The following is a 17,575-nucleotide window of genomic DNA, read 5'->3' on the forward strand; positions in this document are numbered from 1 at the left end:
ATAGCGGAGGCGTTCGGATCCAGCGCCAGCTTGTATGCCAGGACAGTGAAGCCCGGCTGTGGCGTGAACCTCTTCACACGCTCACCCCCACGGGCAAGGGCAATGGCAACGGATCTTCACGACACCACGATATTCACAGACAACACCACATACCCACTGAAAAAAATGGGAACAGTTGTTTACCCCCGTCGTCGTGGGACGGCGAGTGCTGCCCACTGCCATGGTGCGTGTCAGTTCCTGAAGAGAGGCTCATAGGGATAACCCTCCGACGTGAGGATGAGGACGAAGTTCTCTCCGATACCGAGGGCCACCTCTTGCAGACGGGCCAGGACGTCTGCCTGGCCAGGAAGGTCGAGGCCAAGGGCTGCGGCGGCACGGTCCCGTCGGGCCACGAGGTCCGGGATGTCCTCCAGGTACTCGGCCGCGAGCTCGCGACTTTCCTCGGCCGTGAACGCTTGGCAGCCCTGCCACCACGGGGTGACGAGCAGCAGCCGCAGGAGCTCGGGCAGGCCGATGGCAACCAGCGCGGCACCTCCTTCGGAGTCGGCGTACAGAATCGGACGCTCTTCGCCGCCTTCACCGCAGAAGAAGTACGTTCCCCCGGCGCCGTCGCCGGCGAAACCCTTCAGCGCAGCGCCCGAGGCGAGGTGGACTTCCTCGACATGGTCGCCTCGGTCCAGGTCGAAGTCGCCCGGCCCGGCGAGGAAACGGGCAGCTTCGTCCTGTTCGCGAACGGCGGCGATCAACGATTTCATGGGCGGAACCTTACGGCTCACCGGTTGACAAGGACGATTGGGAATCAGTCACAGCTGACCTTGCTACTCCGCAAGGCGGGCATTCAAGCCGTCGGGGTGAGGAACTGACGGGCGCCGCGCAGCGTGGTGCGAAGTCTGCGTTGGGTTGCGCGGTTGTCGAGGCGTACGTCGAGAGGCCCCCGAAGCGCTGTCGGCCCGCAGGCCGGACCGAGACCCGCACCGAGAGGGCGGCTGCCCCCGGGCGCTGGATTGTTCTCCTTTGCGGTTCACCGGCGGATATCAAGATGCCGTCGGCAGGTAGCAGCGCGGACACAGAGGCTCGGGCGAAGCCGCAGGAGGTCGATGACGTTCATGCCGGCGCGCTGGAGGCCCAGGGGTGGCCGGGCGTACGGGCGTTGGGGCTGCTGCAGGGTTGGCGCCCACGAACGGCGACGAACGGGTTTCGAGGCATGGTGCGCTGAGGCCCCAGGGTACGGTGCAGAGGGAGTAGAGCGCCGGACTATGCGGGCGAGCTACGCGTGGATCGGAGGGCCTTCCAGCTTCCTGGGTCCGCGAGAGAGCGCACCCAACCTCCGTGGACAGAACACCAGGGCTTGGCCGGGGCGGGGAAGGTCGAGCCCTGCCCACCAGCGGCGCCCGCTTGGCGCAGTCTCCATACCGACATCGCGAATCCCGAGCGCGGCCAGGGCGCGCATGTGCTCGGCGTCCCGGAGCGCCTGGTCGTCGTTGCACGGCGGCATGTCCTGGCGGTGGCTGAGCGCCAGGAGCATCACCTGGTTCCGCTCCTCGTCGTCGGCCAGGTGCAGCGAGACACGTCGGCCGCCATCCTGCGCGGCCGAGCGGAGCAGGAACTCGACGGCCTGTTGTGGCTGATTGTCCTTCGGCCGGTAGCCCCACTGGTGCAATGCCGTGGCGACCTCCTGGCCCACGCGGGCGGCGGCGCCACTGCTCGGGGTGACAGCCCAGTTCCGTACGGACCGGCCGCGGATGGTGACCGGAGCGGGCGGCGGGGCAGTTGTGGGCCTGTCCCCCATGCGAGCTACGGAGAAGTGTCCACTGCCGGGTGACGATTCCGGGGCGCCCGATCCGTAGCTTCGGAGTCCGAACGCACCGTTACGATCGTGAGGTTCTGATGAAGCATCAGCGCAACCGTGTCCGGCGTCGTGACCACTCTGATCGCTGCAGGAGCACTGTCCACCGGCTTCCTGGGCATCGGCTCGACCGCGACCGCATCGGCGAGCACACCACCGCACACCTCGGCTCACCAGGCGATCACCCAGGACTCGAAGCCACTGGTCGCCATCAACAACTGGCTTCTCGGTGTGGCGGGCGCTCCCGCCGAATATCTGCCGCAGGTCAGCGGCCTCACCGAGCACGCAGTCACGTTCGACCGGCGCCCCGGCGCCTCAGCCATCGTCGATACGTGGCTGAGGGACCCCAGTCGTTTCGGCCGGCCTACATCACCATCGACGTGCTCAACGCTCAGGGAACCTGAGTTACACGTTTCCAGTTCAATCGCCCGCAGATCACGAGGGTGGTGAGCAGCGTGGACGGGAGCATTCAAACACTCACGGTCACCTTCGCCCGGCTGATCATTTCTTGACACACAGCTCCATGGCACGCACCTGCGCGGCCGGCATCAGCGCTGCCACCAGGACCACGCGAAGACCCGCGGCCTCGGTGAACGCGCTATGGCGATCCTCAAGCCCGGACGGCTCCTGCGGAAGCTCCGCCGCATCACAGCCGTCGTCCGAGCCGTTGTCACCCTCGAACTCACCGCCTGATCAAGAGGGAAAAGGCTCCATGTGTCAAAAGAAGAAAATAGCTCACTCCGGAGCGAAGAAGCTCGTGCGGTCGACTCGCCCACCCCGGGCGGGTGTTGATCCCTTCGAAAGGTTCAAGTACTGTGTCTGCCGTAAAAATAGGCCGTCCCGTCAGGGCTCATGGTTTACTCAATAAGATTACCGCCATTGCGGCGGTCACCGTCGGCTTGACGATTGCGCTTCCAGCGACCCCCGCCGCTGCGGTCAGCTTCGTCAACTGCGGCTCTCCGGTGATTCAGGAGTATGCGCGCGTAGAGACGGACTACCTTCCGGGGCCGTCATGTTTCGCCAATGCCGGCGCGATGAACCTGCACCTCTTCCTCAGCACGAAATTTCATTCCGGAAACAACAAGGTCACATTTTTCTACACAGTGCAGGAAAACAATTACCAGACCTCTCTCACCCTCGAAAAATGGCAGGACCGAACCCTCACGTTCGGCTTCCATGCCACCGTGACTTCGGTGGTGATCTGGTGACGAGGACGCCGCCGCCTCGCTGCCCGTAGCGGCTCCGCTACTGACTCAACCAGGGCCGGATCGACGTCGCCCGGCTGCGTCGTGCCCTGGTCGGGGTGCCGCTGCCGAGGGCGGCGGATGGTCGCCTGGTGCTGGCGGTGGATGTCTCGCCGTGGCTGTGGCCGGACGCCAACACGTGTGTCGACCGGGCCTTTTGCCACACCTTCGGCCGGGGCGAGGGCAAGCATCAGATGGTGCCCGGCTGGCCGTACTCGGTGGTGGCCGCGCTGGAGTGAGGCGACCCCGGCTGTGTGGACACACTGACAATGGATCTTGCAGATCCGAGGAAGGGTGTCCTGGTGGGACGGAAGTCGCCGTACCCGGCGGAGTTCAGGAATGATGCCGTCGCGCTGTACCGCGCGGCGGGCGGGAAGCGTACGTATGCGGCGGTCGCGGCGGACGTGGGGGTGACCGGCGAGACGCTGCGGAGCTGGGTGCGTCAGGCCGACGAGCACGCCGGTCGCGGTCACAGCCATGGCGAGCAGAACGCGGAGAGTCAGAGACCTCGTTACCGAGGGCGACCGCCTTTTGCCACGTCTCCTGGTTGCGGGTGAGCGGTACCCGGACACCGGGTGTCAGGACCGTCATCGACTCCCAGTCCGTGAAGGCTGCGGAGACCGTCGGCCGCGACTCGCGCGGCTACGACTCGCGCGGCTACGACTCGCGCGGCTACGACTCGCGCGGCTACGACTCGCGCGGCTACGACGAAGCGAAGAAAATCAACGGCCGCAAGCGGCACCTGGTCGTGGACACCAAAGGGCTGCCGCTGTTCGTCCTGGTCACCCCGGCCGACATGACCGACCGTGAGGCATGCCGGCCCTGGAGTCCTGGCCCAGACACCAGCCGCAAAGTAGCGGAATGATCACGCGCTAACCGCCGTGGCGGCCTGCTCGTCGTGTTCGCGCAGCATCCGCATCACGGTCGCCGGTGACGGATGCTGGCCCTTCTTCTTGCCGGTGGTGATGACGAGCCGGGCGGGGATGTCGCGCAGGTGAAGGGCCATGGACAGCATGGACTCGGCGGTGACACCCGCGCCGCCTATGGTCTTGCCGCGCTTGCGGGCGCTCTCGTGGCCTTCGAGGGTGCGGTCGCGGATGTACTCGCGCCCCATGCCGGACATGGCCGCCAGCACGGTGAACACGATGCCGGAGGGATCCTGCGAGCCCTTCAGTTCCCTGGTGAGGAACTAACTCCAGGCCGACATCACCGCCATGCGTCTCGATTCGTTCGGCATCGGCGAGCGGCCGCGCTCGCTCCGTCTGCCGCCGACCTGACCAGGGTTTGGCGAACAGCTGACAGAGTCCCTTCCTGTCGGCGGTTGACCGCCGACAGGAAGGGACGTGGTCCTGAATCTGCCGAGGTGTCAGCTGTCACTCAGTTGAAGACGTCGTCCCACCGCCCCTTCGCCATGACACCCGTGTAGTAGGTCCGCGCGGCTGCCTTGCATCCAGTGGCAGCCGCCATGTCGGGGACGGGCACGTACTGGTTGGGCTGGGCAGAGGCGTCGCAGATCGCGTTCATGTCCTGGAGGAAGATCTCGTCGATGAGTGCCCTTCCGTTCGGCTGGGTGCGGAAATTGTTCTCTCCGTAGAGGTCGCGGTAGTTGCGGTATCCGAAGTCGTGCCGGATACAAGCGGGGGTGAAGTCGTAGCCGCCGACGGAGTTCGGGGCAGGGGCGTTGCACTTGTTGGTCGACCACTTGAACTCGTACGGGTCGGGCTTGCCCGCACGGTGGGCGGCGAGTGCCTCCTCGTATGCCTTCCTCGCCTCGGGACCGCGCTTGATGAGGCTGTCCAAGCGAGCGATCTTCTCTTCGCGGGTGACCGGCACGGTCGGTGCTCGCAGATCGAGCCACTGGTCGTTCTTGCCATTGCCGTCGTACTTCTGGACGGAGCGCCGGTCGAGGGCGAGCCGGTAGAGGTAATCGCCGCTGGTGGCGAAGGCCGTGGCGGGTCCGCTGACGCGGTCCCACGCATGCGGCTTACCGCTGTACTTCCACAGGTCGTGAGTGTCCGGGTTGACGGCGTAGAGGGTGTTGTTGCTGAAGATGTTCTCGGCGCGTGCGCCGACGGCCTTCCACTCACCGCTCTTCGCGTGGCGCTCAAAGACGGCGGAGCCGTCGGGAGCCAGCCCGAAGAGACCTTCGTCGGTTGCGGCGAACGTGGTGCCGGGGTCGCCGACCCAGGTCCACTTCCCCGGTTTGTGGTCGTACCTCCAGAGGTCGCCGGTCTCCCGGTTGGTGGCGTACAGGGCGGGAGGGATCTTGATGTCGACGGGAGGGGTGAAAGTCCTCTTCTTGGCGGGGCCGGCATAGAGGGCCGTGGCCGGGGCGTCGCCGATCCTGTTCCAGACGTCTTCCTTGCCGGTGTACTCCCAGACGCTGCCGCCGTCGGGGCTGATGCCGTACAGCTTGTCGTCGGCGGCGGCGAAGGTGAGGCCGGGATTGCCGATGCGGTCCCAGCCGTTGCCCCCGCCGTTGTACTTCCAGATGCTGCCAGTGGACGGATCGGTGCCGTAGAGGTTGTCACCGCCCGCATACAGCTTCGTGGCACCTCCCCACACCCTCTTCCAGCCGTCCCGGCCGGGAGACCATTCGTAGACTCCGCGGTGGTCGGCGGACAGGCCGTAGACGCTCTTGCCCGCGGCAACGATCTGTTCCAGCTCGACCGTCGCTCCCGGATCGCCGTTACCACCCGACTGGTTCGAGGGGACGGCGTTCGCAGCTACGCCGAAGGCCAGGACTCCGACGGCCAGCAGACATGCCATGCGCAGCGCGCCGTGGAACCTTCGCCACAGACCGACAGCCTGGCGGGGTTCCTGTAGGTCGTTCAGGGGCTCGGTGGTGTTCAACTGTGTTCCTTTCCAGGACATTGCGTCGAAGGGCTGAAGGCGAGACCGGGTCAGGGGGCAAGCGGGCCGCCGACGCGGTGCCAGACGTCGGACGCGCCGGTGTAGGCGTAGACCCCGCTGTGGTCGGGGCTGGCGCCGTAGAGCCGGGCGCGGGTGGCGGCGAAGTCGGCTCCTGGGCCGCCGACGCGCTTCCACGTGTTGTGGGCGCGGTCGTACTGGTGGATGTCACCGCGAAGGTCGGTGGCGTAGAGGGTGCTGCCACTGGTGTAGATCCGGCTGGTGGCGCCGCGGACCTTCCTCCACTCGTGGCCACTGCCCGTGTACTCGTAGACCCCGCTGCGGTCGGGACTGACCCCGTACAAGCGCTTGGCCGTCGCGGCGAACTCCGCCCCCGGACCTCCGATGCGCTTCCATCTCCCGTGGACGCGGTCGTACCGGTGGATGTCACCGCCGCGGAGGTCGGTGGCGTACAAGGTGCTGCCGCTCGTGTAGATCCGGCCGGTGCTGCCCCGGACCTTCCTCCACGGACCGCGGTCTGTGTACTCGTAGACCCCGCTGTGGTCGGCACTGACCCCGTACAAGCGCTTGGCCGTTGCGGCGAACTCCGCCCCCGGACCTCCGATGCGCTTCCACCTCCCGTGGACGCGGTCGTACCGGTGGATGTCACCGCCGCGGAGGTCGGTGGCGTACAAGGTGCTGCCGCTCGTGTAGATCCGGCCGGTACGGCCCCGGACCTTCCTCCACTCGTGGCCACTGCCCGTGTACTCGTAGACCCCGCTGTGGTCGGGGGAGACGGCGTACAGACGGTGGGCGGTGGCGGCGAAGCTGGTTCCGGTGCCGTCAGCGGACGAGGGGGTGGCGGGCGCCGGCGGTGTGGCAGAAGCGGAGGGGGACGACCGCGCGGGGCGCTTGGTAGGGGCCGGTGTGGGGGCCGGCTTCGCAGGGGCCGGTGCGGCGGGGGTGGACGGGGAGGCCCGGACGGGGCGCTTGGTGGGCGGGGGCGCGGGCGCCGGCTTGGCCGGTGGGGGTGTGGTGACGAGCTTCTTGTACCGCAGGGGAAGGTACACGGAGCGGGGGTGGCCGGCGATGCGGCTGTCGTGGATGTTGGCGCTGTCCTTGCGGGCGGGCCGGCCGCTGCGGCTCTCGCTGTAGTAGACGAAGTCGCCCTTGGCCCGGTTGGTCCAGCCGCCGAAGAGCAGGGCGTGGGCTGCCGGGTAGTTGAGGGCGTCACCGGCCTCCAGCTGGGAGAAGCTGGAGAGCCTGTTCGCGACGCTGGGCAGCGACCGCGTCGTGAGGCTGCTTCTGAGCTGCCAGGCCATCGAGACGAAACCGGAGCAGTCCTGCCGGTAGTGCCCGCCGGTCGCGTCGTCCTTCCAGGCGTGTGACTGGCTGTAGGGAACGTCCCGCTCGACCCAGTGCCGGGCACGGGCGAGGACCTGTTCCGGGGTGACCGGGCCGCCCGGAGCGGCGCCCCGGCCGAGCGTTCCGGTCGAGGACGGATGATGGGTGCTGGGCTTGCTGTCGGCCTGGGCGGGCACGACGGCCAGACCGACCGCCAGCGCCAGCCCCGTGGCTGCTGCGAGGCGTTTGGGCCGGCGGGTCAGTACTCGGTGCACAGTGGTCCCTTCGCTGTGGTGTTTCCCGCTGTGCCGGTTGGCGGAAGCGGTGGAACACCACGCTGGAACCTGATCTGATTATCCGTCGGGAGGTCGCGGTATCCGTCCAGGTCAGCAGTGGTGGGGGCACCGGACAAACGCGAACCTGTGCGAACTTCCGCGAACACGCACGTCCAAGCATTGAAGGGGGAGTTATGGGTAGATCAGGGCGTCTTCCTGGACCTTTGAAGGGCCGCACCGCAGCAGCGAACGCCCTCGCGCAGTTCCTGCGGGACCTGACCGCGGAGTACACGGTCAGCCAGCTGGCGGAGCGCTACCAGCTGAGCAGGAGCGTGTGGAGCGAGTACCGGTCCGGCTTGAAGATCATTCCGTTGCACCGCCTCAACCGGATCATCGAGGACCGCTTTCCCCGCGACGCCCGCACCAGAAGCACCAAACTCCAGGAGGCACGCCGCCTCCACTCTGCCGCCATGACAGAGGCCCCCTCCCCCACCACCGTCCCAGCACCAAGCGCCGCGTCGCCGTCAGGCCCAGCCCAGGACAACCCCGCTCCCAGTCCTGACCGCACACCAACGCCGGCTCCGGCGAACAGCAGTGGCGAAGAAGCCGACTTATTCGCGGACAACCCGCCGACCTCGGACGAATCCACTTCCGGAGACCCGAACGAAACCCCGCAGCCCGCATCGGGGCAAGCACTGGTGCCGCCGTCGAAACCTGGGCCTCACAACGACACCGGGAAGAAGAGCTCTCCGGCCGGCCACGTCCCGCGCGGGCACCGGTGGAGGCGCTGGAGGGCGCCTGCGCAGTGGGCGGCGCTCGCGATCCTGGTCGCCGTCCTCATCATCGCCAACCGGCTCCAGAACTCGAACGACCAGCCCGAGACGGCGCCCCCGCTGGAGGTTCCCGAGCAGGTCGAGCAGAGCACGGCACCCGCGGAACCGAGTTCCCTGCCCACCGGCCCCATGGCTCCGGCGGAAGTCCGTCCCACGCCGGCGTCGTCTTCCGCGTCGGCATCGTCCAAGCCGAAGGAAGCACAGACTCAGGGCGGTAAAGCCGGCATCGTGGTCGCAACCTCAAGCCACCTCTACCGCATCACCCCCGACGGGCAGGCGCAGGAGTACACCGGGAAGGCCACCGTCTGGACCGTCGTCCGCAAAGGGACAGAGCGGATCTTCACCAGCCCCACCACGCTGTACGCCACCGACGGCAAGACCGGCAACATCGAACAGTACGACCACGCCAAGAAGACCTGGACCGTCATCGGCGGCCCCGGCAGCCACTTCGCCGCCACTGCCACCCACCTCTACGGCGTCGGCACCCTGGGCACCATGGAGTACAGCGGCACACCGGGCGTCTGGCACCAGGTCCGCGGCACGACCGAGCGGATCTTCACCAGCCCCACCACGCTGTACGCCACCGACGGCAAGACCGGCAACATCGAACAGTACGACCGCACCAAGAAGACCTGGACCGTCATCGGCGGCCCCGGCAGCCACTTCGCCGCGACCGCCACCCACCTCTACGGCGTCGGCCCCGACCACAAGGCCACTTTCGAGTACAGCGGCACACCAGGCGTCTGGCACCCAGTCCGCGGTAGCACCGACCGGATCTTCACCAGCCCCACCACCCTCTACGCCACCGACACTACGAGCGGGAAACTCCAGGAATACAACCGGTCCAAAAAGACCTGGACCGTCATCGGTGACCCCGTCGATTCCTTCGTCTCCACGAAGGACCGCCTCTACGCCGTCAATGCCGACCGCTCCAACGTGTACGAATACTCCTCCACCCCGGAAACCTGGTCCCCCATCGGCAGCCCCCGGCACTGAACATCTCAAGTTCGATCACGCCAACGAATCCTGACCACCGCCGACGGTCCGCTGGTGCGAACCAGCGGACCCTTCTGCATGTTCCACCTGCGCCGCCCCGGCGGGCTCGCCGTGCCGCACGACCAAGGGCCGGGTGGCGATCCAGTACCACACTGCCCGGTTCCGTCTCGTGCCCTCGCTGGTGAAGGCGCTGAACGTCCCGGTGCCTCCCGTGCGCAAGCCGGGCACGGCCTGGGTGGAGCTGCTGGGGGCGTTCAGCTCGTCGACGCCGTCGTTGCAGCGCTGCCCGCACACCAGCCGCCGCCGCTTAGGCTGATCGGGCAGCCGGACATCGGCCTCGGGGAACACCGGTACAGCAGTTGGCGCTGAGATTGATCATGGGCAGGGCGTGAGTGTGCTGCCCCAGTTCTCGTACTCGCGACGGGCCTTGGCCCTGGTGTCCCAACTCAGCCACCGGCCGCAAAGTAGCCTTCTGTGACACTGAGTGGAGGGGGTGGCCGGGATGGAGCCGCTGGCGGCTGGAGATCCGGCGCGGATAGGTGATTTCGTGCTTCATGCCCGGCTGGGGGCGGGGGGCATGGGACGGGTGTTCCTGGGCCAGTCGCCGGGTGGGCGTGCGGTTGCGGTGAAGGTGATGCATCCGCATCTGGCACAGCACGCGGAGTTCCGGCATCGCTTCCGGCGAGAGGTGATCGCCGCGCAAGCTGTCAGTGGCGCGTTCACCGCGCCGGTGGTCGCCGCCGGTCCTGATGACGCGCCACCCTGGATCGCGACCGTTTACGTGCCCGGGCCAACCCTGGACGAGGCGGTGACCAGGGTTGGCCGGATGCCGGAAGGCTCGGTGTGGCCACTGGCGGCCGGATTGGTCGAGGCGTCGCTCACGCCCAGAGCGTACGGTAAGCCCCCGCTCACCGTACAGATCACCGGACACCCTAAATGAGACGCCGTCAGCGCAGGTCGTTCTCTCCCGCCGGGCAAGATCACGGTTGTTCGGTGGGGGTTCCTCCAACGGACACGGCCAGGAGGCCGCGGAAGGAGGGTTGGATCGTGCTCAGGGTCTCCTCTGGATAGGATGTCGGCGAACGTGGCCTCCCATAAGGTGACACCACCCCTTGGAAGAAGCATTCATGGACGACATCGTCGCCCGCATCCGATCCAATCTGGCCGCTGCTTGTACGGATCCCGTTCCTCGCCCTCGGACCTTCGTGCGGGCGCCCGGCGGCCACCGGCTGGGCACCCCTCTCAGCGAAGAACGAGTGGCCGCCTACGAGACAAGACACGGCGTCCGTCTCCCCCGTAGCTATCGCACCTTCTTGCGCGAAATCGGCAACGGGGGCATCGGGCCCGACTACGGACTGCTCCCCCTGACGCGTTGGTCGGTCCACGACATCCCCACTGCCAGTCAGCAACTTGGACGCGCTTTCGCGCTGGAGCCGACCGCCTCCGTCGCCACTGATTGGGAGCGGCTCCGCCACGAGCACAACGACCCGTACGCCGGCACCCACACCGTCGTCCAGGATGGACGCGGCACGGACCCTGGCCGAACTCGACAGCGATGCTGCCCAGGTGCTGGCACCGGCGCTCAAGGATCCGGACCACTGGGTCCGCCGTCGAGCCCTGGTCTACCTGCTCCAGGTGAGCAACGACGAGACCGCCTACGGCTCGGCAGCCCGCGAGCTTCTGCAGGACAAGAACCCGAACGTTCGGCTGGCTGCAGCAGATCTTCTTGGCCGTGAGGGATGGACGTCCTGCGGGCACCAGTGAACCGGGACCGAAGGTGCGGCGTTCATCCGACCGGTGCTGTGTCGAGGGAAGCGTCACGACCTGGTCCGTTTGCTGCCACGGGAGGAGCGGGCCGAGGTGCAGGTGGCGGTTCATGTCCAGCTCGAACCTGCCATACGGGTTCACATGGGTCCAGAAAAGCGGTGAAAGGCCGCGCCGGTCTGTGTCGGTAAGCTTGTCCGCCCACTTCGGCTCGGCCAGGACTTCCTGGACCAGGAGCGTGTTGACGTGGACCAGCACCGACTGGAGGAGGTGCAGGGCGAGCATCGAGATCTCCTGGCTCTCCTTGTCCTTGCCGGTCAGTTCGCCGTCCTTCCCGTAGAACAGGTCGTGGTTCGCGCTGTTCCAGTTCTCGACGACCTGCAGCCCCTCGCCGATCTCCCGTCGAAGGTCGGCGTCGGCGAGGTAGTCGCAGATGAAGGCCGTGCGCACCGCCCTCCCCAGCTCCTCGATGGCCCGGTAGGTGGGGTGCTTGGGTCCGCCGCGGGTGAACCGGCGCAGGACCTGCTCGGCCTCCGCGGTGCCCAGGCGAAGGGCGGTCGTGTATTTGACGATCTGGTCGTACTGCTGGCGGATCAGCTCCCAATCGATCGTCTTGGTGGACAGCACCGGGCCCAGCTGGGGCCACTGCTCGTCCTCGCCGGCGGCGGGGCGGTACAGCCGCGCCGACCCGACGTTCTTCAACCTGGGCAGCACGTTGAAGCCGAGCATGTGCGCGAGCGCGAACCCGACGATGGAGGCGCCGTGGGTGTTGGTGTACTACCGGTCGACTTCCATGTCGATGCAGTGCCGCAGCACGCCCTCGATCATCGAGGCGACCTCGGAGGCCGAGCAGTGCTTGAGTTGGGAGTAGATGCACACCGACTTCCGGTCCACGTGCCAGTAGGGGTGCCGGTAAGAATGCTGTCACCCACCAGCCGCAAACGGCGGTGCTCCGGTGGGGCGTGTGTCGGTGGAGCGGTGAGCCGGGTGCGGTAGGCGGAGTTGACTGTTTCGAAGCCGCTGCTGACTATCCCAACATAGGCTCCGTCCGGGACTCGAAAAACCGGACGGCTCGTGCTGGCACTTCCCGCATCCACCTGGATGGCCTTCGCCACCAGAGGCGCGGGACTCTGAAAGGGGATGCCTTTGTCGGACCCAGTGTCGTTACTGGCCATGGCCGGCGCCACCACCGTCGTTTCCGCCATGGCCACCTCCGCGTGGGAGGTGGCCCGCGACCGGACCGTGGCGCTCTTCAGGCGGCGTGACGAGGGCATGACGGGAGGCGAGGACGATCCCGTACAGGCCGAGTTGGAGGCGAGTGCGGCCCGAGTGCGGGACGCGGCCGAGCTGGAGGTTGCCCGAAACAGGCAGGTGCAGCGCTGGCAGGAGAACCTGGAGGATCTGCTGCGCCGTGCCCCGGAGCTCTCCGGCGAAGTGACCGCGCTGATCGACGAGGTCGGTGCTCTGTTGCCGACGGCTCAGAACGTCTGGCAGCAGAGCGTGCATGCCACTGGCGGCGGGTCGGCGTACGGCGCGCTTGGGCCGGGCAGCAGCGTGCACGTCCACCATCGTGCCTCGCCGTACCCCTCGCCACCGGCCAGCGCCACCGACGCCGAGGAAGACACGCCGTGACACAGTCCGTCCGCGCCGAGAACGGCTTTGCCTATGGTGTTGTCGGCGCAGACATCCACATCTTCGGCGATGGCATACCGGTGTACCTGCTTCAGCGGTGGCGCCCGCCGCCCGCCGCCGACGACTCGTTCCTGCGCGAGGTGCCGAGCCGCATGCTCAACGCCCGTTTCGCCGTTGTGGAGTTCACCGGCCGGACGGCGGAGCTGGCAGCGCTGCGGCGATGGCGAGACGAGGGGCCGCAGCTCGCTGTGCGGTGGCTGCACGCGCCAGGCGGGCAGGGGAAAACCCGGCTCGCCGACCACTTCGCGCGTGGATCGGCGGACGACGGCTGGCAAGTGGTCACCGCCACGCACGGCCCCGGGAGCGTAATTCCGCCGCCCGGCAGCCAGGATCTCGGCGCCGCTGCGGACGGCACCCTGCTGGTCGTCGACTACGCCGACCGCTGGCCGCTGTCGCACTTGCTGTGGCTGTTCAGCAACGCGCTGCTGCACCGGCCCGAGGTGCCCGCGCGTATCCTGCTGTTGGCCCGAGGCGACGATATCTGGCCCGCCGTCCGCGCCTCCGTTGCCAACCTCCAGGCCGGAACGTCCACGCAGTTCCTGCCTCCGCTGTCCGACGGGACGCAGGAGGGGGAGGGCGACGGGCCGCCGCGGACGGAGATGTTCGCTGTCGCCCATGACAGCTTCGCCGCCCGGTACGGCGTCCCGTCCCTCCGTGTCGAAACACCCGCCGCCCTCGCCGGGGACGACTTCGGGCTGACCCTTTCGGTACACCTCGCGGCCCTGGTCGCTGTCGACGCCCACGTCGCGGGCCGCCGTCCGCCGCCCGACCTCGCCGGGCTGACCTGTTACCTCCTGGACCGCGAACACCTTCACTGGGCACGGCTGCGCGGAGAGGGCGGCCACGAGATCGACCCGACCGCGCGGACCTTCACCACCCCGCCCGACGCGATGAACCGGACCGTGTTCACCGCCGCGCTCACGGGGCCGATGGCGCCCGCTCAGGGGTTGGACGTTGTTGCCGGGCTGGACCTGAAGCTCCCGGCGCACCGCGTGCTCGCCGACCACGCCGTCTGCTACCCACCGGCGGACCCAGCCCAGGAGACCGTCCTGGAACCGCTTTACCCAGACCGCCTCAGCGAGGACTTCCTGGCGCTCACCCTCTCGGGGCACCACGCCGAGTACCCGGCCCAGCCATGGGCCCGAGCGACCGTCGGCGCCCTGCTCACCGGCGCCACCGACCCCGCCACACTCCTGTGGACCCCCCGCGCCGTCACCTTCCTGGCATCGGCGGCCCAGCGCTGGCCGCACGTCGGACCACGGCACTTGTACCCACTCCTCGCGGCCGCCCCCCACGTCGCCGTCGCCGCCGGCAGCGCCGCCCTGACCACGCTGGCCCGGCTCGACGACATCGAACCGGAACTCCTCGAAGCCATTGCGGCCCACTTCCCGCCGTTCAAGCGGCCCCACCCAGACCTCGACCCGGGCGTCGCAGCCGTCAGCACCCGACTACTGCCGCACCGGCTCTCACGGGCCGGGCACGTCAAGGGCGTCGTACGGCACGAGCACAGCGTCCGCCTCTATCACGCGGGGCAACTGGAGGAATCGCTGGCGGCGGCCGAGGAAAATGTGTGGGAATACCGAGCGCTGGACCGCAACAAACTGCGGCACCCCGCCGAGGCGGAACTGGTCGAACGCAACCTCTCGACCGCGCTGACGGCCTACGGCTTGCGACTCTCCGCAGTCGGACGCCGCGCCGACGCACTGGCGGCCACAGAGGAATCCATCAGAATCCTGCGCGAACTCGTCGGACGAGACGATCAGTGCCGGTCCGATCTCGCGAGCGCGCTGCTGAACCGCGGGCGAGATCTGTGCCAGGCCGACCGGTGGGTCGACGCGACCGTCACGACACAGGAGTGCGTGGCCCTATTCCGGGAGTTGGCCGCTGGCGACCCCTTGACCCATGAGCCGGACCTGTCCGCGTCTCTGGTGGCGCTCGGCCTGTGCCTCGGATTCACCGCCGCTCCCGAGGAGTCTGTGGCGGCACTCCAGGAAGGCATCATTATCCTGCGACGGCTCTCGCAAACGAACGCGGCAGCGCACACCAAGGCCCTGGCGGAAGCTCTGTCCAACCTCGCCAAGGCACTGTGGCGCATAGGCGAACCCGGGGTCTCTGTGGCGCAGGAAGCGGCGGCTCTCCTCCGCCGACTCGCCGCAGTCCATCCTGTCTCGTACGAGAGCAAGTTGGCGAACGTACTGGCCGGGAGCGCCGTGCACCTGCTCTACGCGGGACAGGGAGCCGAGGCACTCTCCGCCGCCCACGAGTCCGTATCCATACTGCGGCGCTTGGCCGGGCGTCAACCGCAAGCCCACGCGAACAAACTGGCCGAGGCACTGGCCTCACTCAGCATTGTGCTCCTGGCCATCGGCCGCCGTAACGACGCCATCGCCGTGACCGACGAGGCCGTGGCCATACGCCGCCGCATGGCCGAGGCCGACCCGGGATTCGAGGCGAGGCTCGCCCTCATGCTGCTTCTCGCCGTCAACCTGCGGACCGAGGCGGGCGGCTCCTGGCTGGAGGAAGCCGTCGTCCTGCTCGCCGAGGCCGGAACAGTCATCGAACGGCACAACACCATGCCAGCGCAGCTTTCTAAGGGGTACCGCGAAGCTCGGGCCCTCCTCGCCGACCGCCTGACCGCAGAGGGACACCGTGCCGCGGCCGATGACCTCCGCCGTACTGTCCCCAGAGCACCTACCGAAGAGGACGCGAGCATGTGAAGCGGAGGTGCCCCGGCGCGAACTGATCGCCGCCGTTTGTGGCTGGTGGCGATCCTGCTGGCTTGTTCGGTCACGCGGCGAGGGAAAGGCTGAGGCGGGCAAGGTGGCTGATGCGGGTGTGGTCGAGCGGGTGGCCGTTCCACCAGGCATCGAGGCGGATGAGGTTGAGCGCAGCGGCGGAGAAAGCCTGCTCCAGGTGGGTCTTCTGGAGGCCGAGGGAGCGGGCACGTCTCATTCCGGTGACCGCGACGGCCTGGTGGATGGTTCCCTCGATGCCCGCGCGGGTTCCGTACTTGGCTCGCCACTCCTCGTCGCCCTGCTGGAGGCGGGCATGGTCGAGGACTTCTTGCACCTCGCGGGGTTGCAAGGCCGCCGGATCCCTGGTCACCAGCCAGGTCCGCGCCTACGACCTGCTGCGGATGTTCGGGCGCGAGGGGCGCCCGACTCCGCTGGGGACGGCGTTCGCGGAGTACGGGCGGATCGCGAAGACCGAGCACCTGCTGCGGGTAATCGACCCGGTGGACGACACCTACCGGCGTCAGATGAACCGGCAGCTCACCGTGCAGGAGTCCCGCCACAAGCTGGCCCGGGACGTGTGCCACGGCAAGCGCGGCACCATCCACCAGGCGTACCGCGACGGGATGGAGGACCAGCTTGGCGCGCTCGGCCTGGTCCTCAACGCCATCGTGCTGTGGACCACGAAGTACATCGACGCCGCAGTCGCCCAGCTCCAGGCCGAGGGCCATGAGATCCGGACAGAGGACATCGCCCGCCTCTCCCCGCTTAAGCACCGCAATCTGAACCTTCTCGGCCGCTACAGCTTCAACGCTGCCGTCCCGGCCGCCGGCGCCCTGCGCCCGCTGCGTGACCCGGACGCGAACGAGCTGGACGAGGACGACGACGGCGTGCCGGGGTAAGTGCCAGCAGCCGTGGTAGCTGCGGTTTCATGGCTGGAGGGCGGCGATACGCCGAGGGCGCAGGCGGGTCAGGTCACGCTCCGGCCTTATTCGCGGTGCTGTCGCGGCCCGGTGCGGCCGCGAGCCAGGAGCTGAGGATGCGGAGCTTTTCGTGGCTGGGCGAGCCGGGCGCGGTGGACCACATGGTCAGGTACTGGTCGGGGTCGCCGGACCAGTGGAAGCTGTCCCAGTCGACGGTGAGGTCGCCGAGGTCAGGGTGGCGGATGGTCTTGGTGCCGAACTCCGGCCGGGCGACGTCACGGGCCGCCCACCAGCGGCGGAACTCCGGACTCGAGACGGACAGCTCTCCCACGAGTGAGGTCAACTGCGGATCGGTGGGGTTGTCGGCGGCCTGCATGCGCAGCAGTGCGACGCCGGCGCGGGCCATGGCTCCCCAGTCGTCGTAGTAGTCCTTCATCCGGGGGTCGGTGAACAGCATCCGGATGTAGTTGCGCTCCTTGGGTGGCTTCATGTCGATGTCGAGGAGGAGGGCAGCGGCGAGCGGGTTCCAGGCGAGGATGTCGAGGTACTTGCCGACCACGAACGCCGGGGTGTCGGTCAGCTGGTCCAGCAGGCGTTGTAGCTGTGGGCGTACCGGTGTCGAGCGGCTCCTGGGCGGGGTGCGCCGCTCGGCCTGCCGGGCCAGGTTTTCGGCGTAGGTGCGCTGGTCGGGTGTGAGGCGCAGAGTGTCGGCAAGGGCTTCGAGGACGGGTTCGGAGGGGGCGAGGCGTCCTTGCTCGATGCGGGCGTAGTAGTCCTGGCTGATCGCGACCAGTGCCGCGACCTCTTCGCGCCGCAGCCCGGACACGCGGCGGGACCCCGGGTCCCCCGGGTCCAGCCCCAGGTCGGCGGGGTTGAGTTCGCTGCGGCGGGCCTTCAGGAACTGGCCGAGCTCTTCGAGGTGCGGGTTCTTCGCGCTCACGTCTCTCACAGCCTTCGGCCGTGGGGCGGGGCCCCCCCGGGGGGGGGGGCGCGGGGGCCCCGGGGGGGGGGGGGGGGGGGGGCCGGGGCGGCGGGCCCGGGGGGGGGGGGGGCGCGGGGGGCCGGGGGCGCCGGCC

At 68.2% G+C, this 17,575-nt stretch carries 16 protein-coding genes and 5 pseudogenes; 13 read left to right on the forward strand and 8 right to left on the reverse strand.

Annotated features, from left to right (window positions below; all coding sequences use genetic code 11):
* Positions 1-230: 230 nt before the first annotated feature.
* Positions 231-755: a hypothetical protein gene (locus ACFYSH_RS33330; RefSeq protein ID WP_388757540.1), complete on the reverse strand. Its 525-nt coding sequence runs from the start codon at positions 753-755 to the stop codon at positions 231-233.
* Between the two features lie 512 nt (positions 756-1,267).
* Entirely contained in the window at positions 1,268-1,789 is a 522-nt protein-coding gene (locus ACFYSH_RS33335; protein WP_388757543.1) for a hypothetical protein, read from the reverse strand.
* A gap of 129 nt (positions 1,790-1,918) precedes the next feature.
* Between ACFYSH_RS33335 and ACFYSH_RS33340 the strand changes: the two genes are divergently transcribed.
* From ACFYSH_RS33340 to ACFYSH_RS33360, 5 genes and pseudogenes are all read left to right on the forward strand, one after another.
* Entirely contained in the window at positions 1,919-2,296 is a 378-nt protein-coding gene (locus ACFYSH_RS33340; protein WP_388757546.1) for a hypothetical protein, read from the forward strand.
* 365 nt (positions 2,297-2,661) lie between these two features.
* The gene (locus ACFYSH_RS33345) at positions 2,662-3,054 is read left to right on the forward strand and encodes a beta/gamma crystallin domain-containing protein (RefSeq protein ID WP_388757549.1); all 393 of its coding nucleotides are present in this window, start codon (positions 2,662-2,664) and stop codon (positions 3,052-3,054) included.
* A 44-nt stretch (positions 3,055-3,098) separates the two neighbouring features.
* Positions 3,099-3,326 (forward strand): annotated as a pseudogene (locus ACFYSH_RS33350) (transposase); the annotation flags it as partial.
* 66 nt (positions 3,327-3,392) lie between these two features.
* The gene (locus ACFYSH_RS33355; protein ID WP_388757582.1) at positions 3,393-3,647 is read left to right on the forward strand and encodes a transposase; all 255 of its coding nucleotides are present in this window, start codon (positions 3,393-3,395) and stop codon (positions 3,645-3,647) included.
* Positions 3,641-3,901: pseudogene (locus ACFYSH_RS33360) on the forward strand (transposase); the annotation flags it as partial. The gene ACFYSH_RS33355 and the pseudogene ACFYSH_RS33360, both read left to right, overlap by 7 nt.
* 54 nt (positions 3,902-3,955) lie before the next feature.
* Here the strand turns inward: ACFYSH_RS33360 and ACFYSH_RS33365 are convergent.
* From ACFYSH_RS33365 to ACFYSH_RS33375, 3 genes are all read right to left on the reverse strand, one after another.
* Positions 3,956-4,234, reverse strand: coding sequence for a hypothetical protein (locus ACFYSH_RS33365; RefSeq protein WP_388757552.1), 279 nt, complete (start codon positions 4,232-4,234; stop codon positions 3,956-3,958).
* Between the two features lie 233 nt (positions 4,235-4,467).
* On the reverse strand, positions 4,468-5,943 hold the full coding sequence (locus tag ACFYSH_RS33370; protein ID WP_388757555.1) for a phospholipase A2: 1,476 nt from the start codon (positions 5,941-5,943) through the stop codon (positions 4,468-4,470).
* Between the two features lie 50 nt (positions 5,944-5,993).
* Positions 5,994-7,559 (reverse strand): hypothetical protein, encoded by a 1,566-nt coding sequence (locus ACFYSH_RS33375; RefSeq protein ID WP_388757558.1) that lies wholly within the window; start codon positions 7,557-7,559, stop codon positions 5,994-5,996.
* 224 nt (positions 7,560-7,783) lie between these two features.
* On the opposite strand from ACFYSH_RS33375, the gene ACFYSH_RS33380 reads away from it, so the two are divergent.
* The 5 genes and pseudogenes from ACFYSH_RS33380 to ACFYSH_RS33400 all read left to right on the forward strand — a co-directional run bounded on the left by ACFYSH_RS33380 (position 7,784) and on the right by ACFYSH_RS33400 (position 11,152).
* Positions 7,784-9,388, forward strand: coding sequence for a hypothetical protein (locus tag ACFYSH_RS33380; protein WP_388757560.1), 1,605 nt, complete (start codon positions 7,784-7,786; stop codon positions 9,386-9,388).
* A gap of 133 nt (positions 9,389-9,521) precedes the next feature.
* Complete coding sequence (locus ACFYSH_RS33385) at positions 9,522-9,704, forward strand: hypothetical protein (protein ID WP_388757563.1); 183 nt, start codon at positions 9,522-9,524, stop codon at positions 9,702-9,704.
* A 186-nt stretch (positions 9,705-9,890) separates the two neighbouring features.
* Positions 9,891-10,328, forward strand: a complete 438-nt coding sequence (locus ACFYSH_RS33390; RefSeq protein ID WP_388757566.1) for a hypothetical protein — start codon at positions 9,891-9,893, stop codon at positions 10,326-10,328.
* A gap of 187 nt (positions 10,329-10,515) precedes the next feature.
* A pseudogene (locus ACFYSH_RS33395) lies at positions 10,516-10,716 on the forward strand (SMI1/KNR4 family protein); the annotation flags it as partial.
* A gap of 190 nt (positions 10,717-10,906) precedes the next feature.
* Complete coding sequence (locus tag ACFYSH_RS33400) at positions 10,907-11,152, forward strand: HEAT repeat domain-containing protein (protein WP_388757585.1); 246 nt, start codon at positions 10,907-10,909, stop codon at positions 11,150-11,152.
* Positions 11,153-11,287: 135 nt separating this feature from the next.
* On the opposite strand, the pseudogene ACFYSH_RS33405 reads toward ACFYSH_RS33400, so the two are convergent.
* Positions 11,288-12,046 (reverse strand): annotated as a pseudogene (locus ACFYSH_RS33405) (Tn3 family transposase); the annotation flags it as partial.
* Positions 12,047-12,298: 252 nt separating this feature from the next.
* On the opposite strand from ACFYSH_RS33405, the gene ACFYSH_RS33410 reads away from it, so the two are divergent.
* Positions 12,299-12,784, forward strand: a complete 486-nt coding sequence (locus tag ACFYSH_RS33410) for a hypothetical protein (protein ID WP_388757569.1) — start codon at positions 12,299-12,301, stop codon at positions 12,782-12,784.
* Positions 12,781-15,561 carry a hypothetical protein gene (locus ACFYSH_RS33415; RefSeq protein WP_388757572.1) on the forward strand — a complete coding sequence of 927 codons (2,781 nt, stop codon included), beginning with the start codon at positions 12,781-12,783 and terminating at the stop codon, positions 15,559-15,561. The genes ACFYSH_RS33410 and ACFYSH_RS33415 overlap by 4 nt, the downstream gene beginning before the upstream one ends.
* Positions 15,562-15,631: 70 nt before the next feature.
* On the opposite strand, the gene ACFYSH_RS33420 is transcribed toward ACFYSH_RS33415, so the two are convergent.
* Positions 15,632-15,949 (reverse strand): transposase, encoded by a 318-nt coding sequence (locus ACFYSH_RS33420; RefSeq protein ID WP_388757575.1) that lies wholly within the window; start codon positions 15,947-15,949, stop codon positions 15,632-15,634.
* Between ACFYSH_RS33420 and ACFYSH_RS33425 the strand changes: the two are divergent.
* A pseudogene (locus tag ACFYSH_RS33425) lies at positions 15,927-16,478 on the forward strand (Tn3 family transposase); the annotation flags it as partial. The gene ACFYSH_RS33420 and the pseudogene ACFYSH_RS33425 sit on opposite strands and share 23 nt — an antisense overlap.
* A 73-nt stretch (positions 16,479-16,551) precedes the next feature.
* Here ACFYSH_RS33425 and ACFYSH_RS33430 read toward each other — a convergent pair.
* The gene (locus ACFYSH_RS33430) at positions 16,552-17,439 is read right to left on the reverse strand and encodes a helix-turn-helix domain-containing protein (protein WP_388757578.1); all 888 of its coding nucleotides are present in this window, start codon (positions 17,437-17,439) and stop codon (positions 16,552-16,554) included.
* Between the last annotated feature and the right edge of the window lie 136 nt (positions 17,440-17,575).

Origin of the sequence: Streptomyces sp. NPDC005791 (assembly GCF_042871485.1) — a bacterium.
GTDB lineage: Bacteria > Actinomycetota > Actinomycetes > Streptomycetales > Streptomycetaceae > Streptomyces.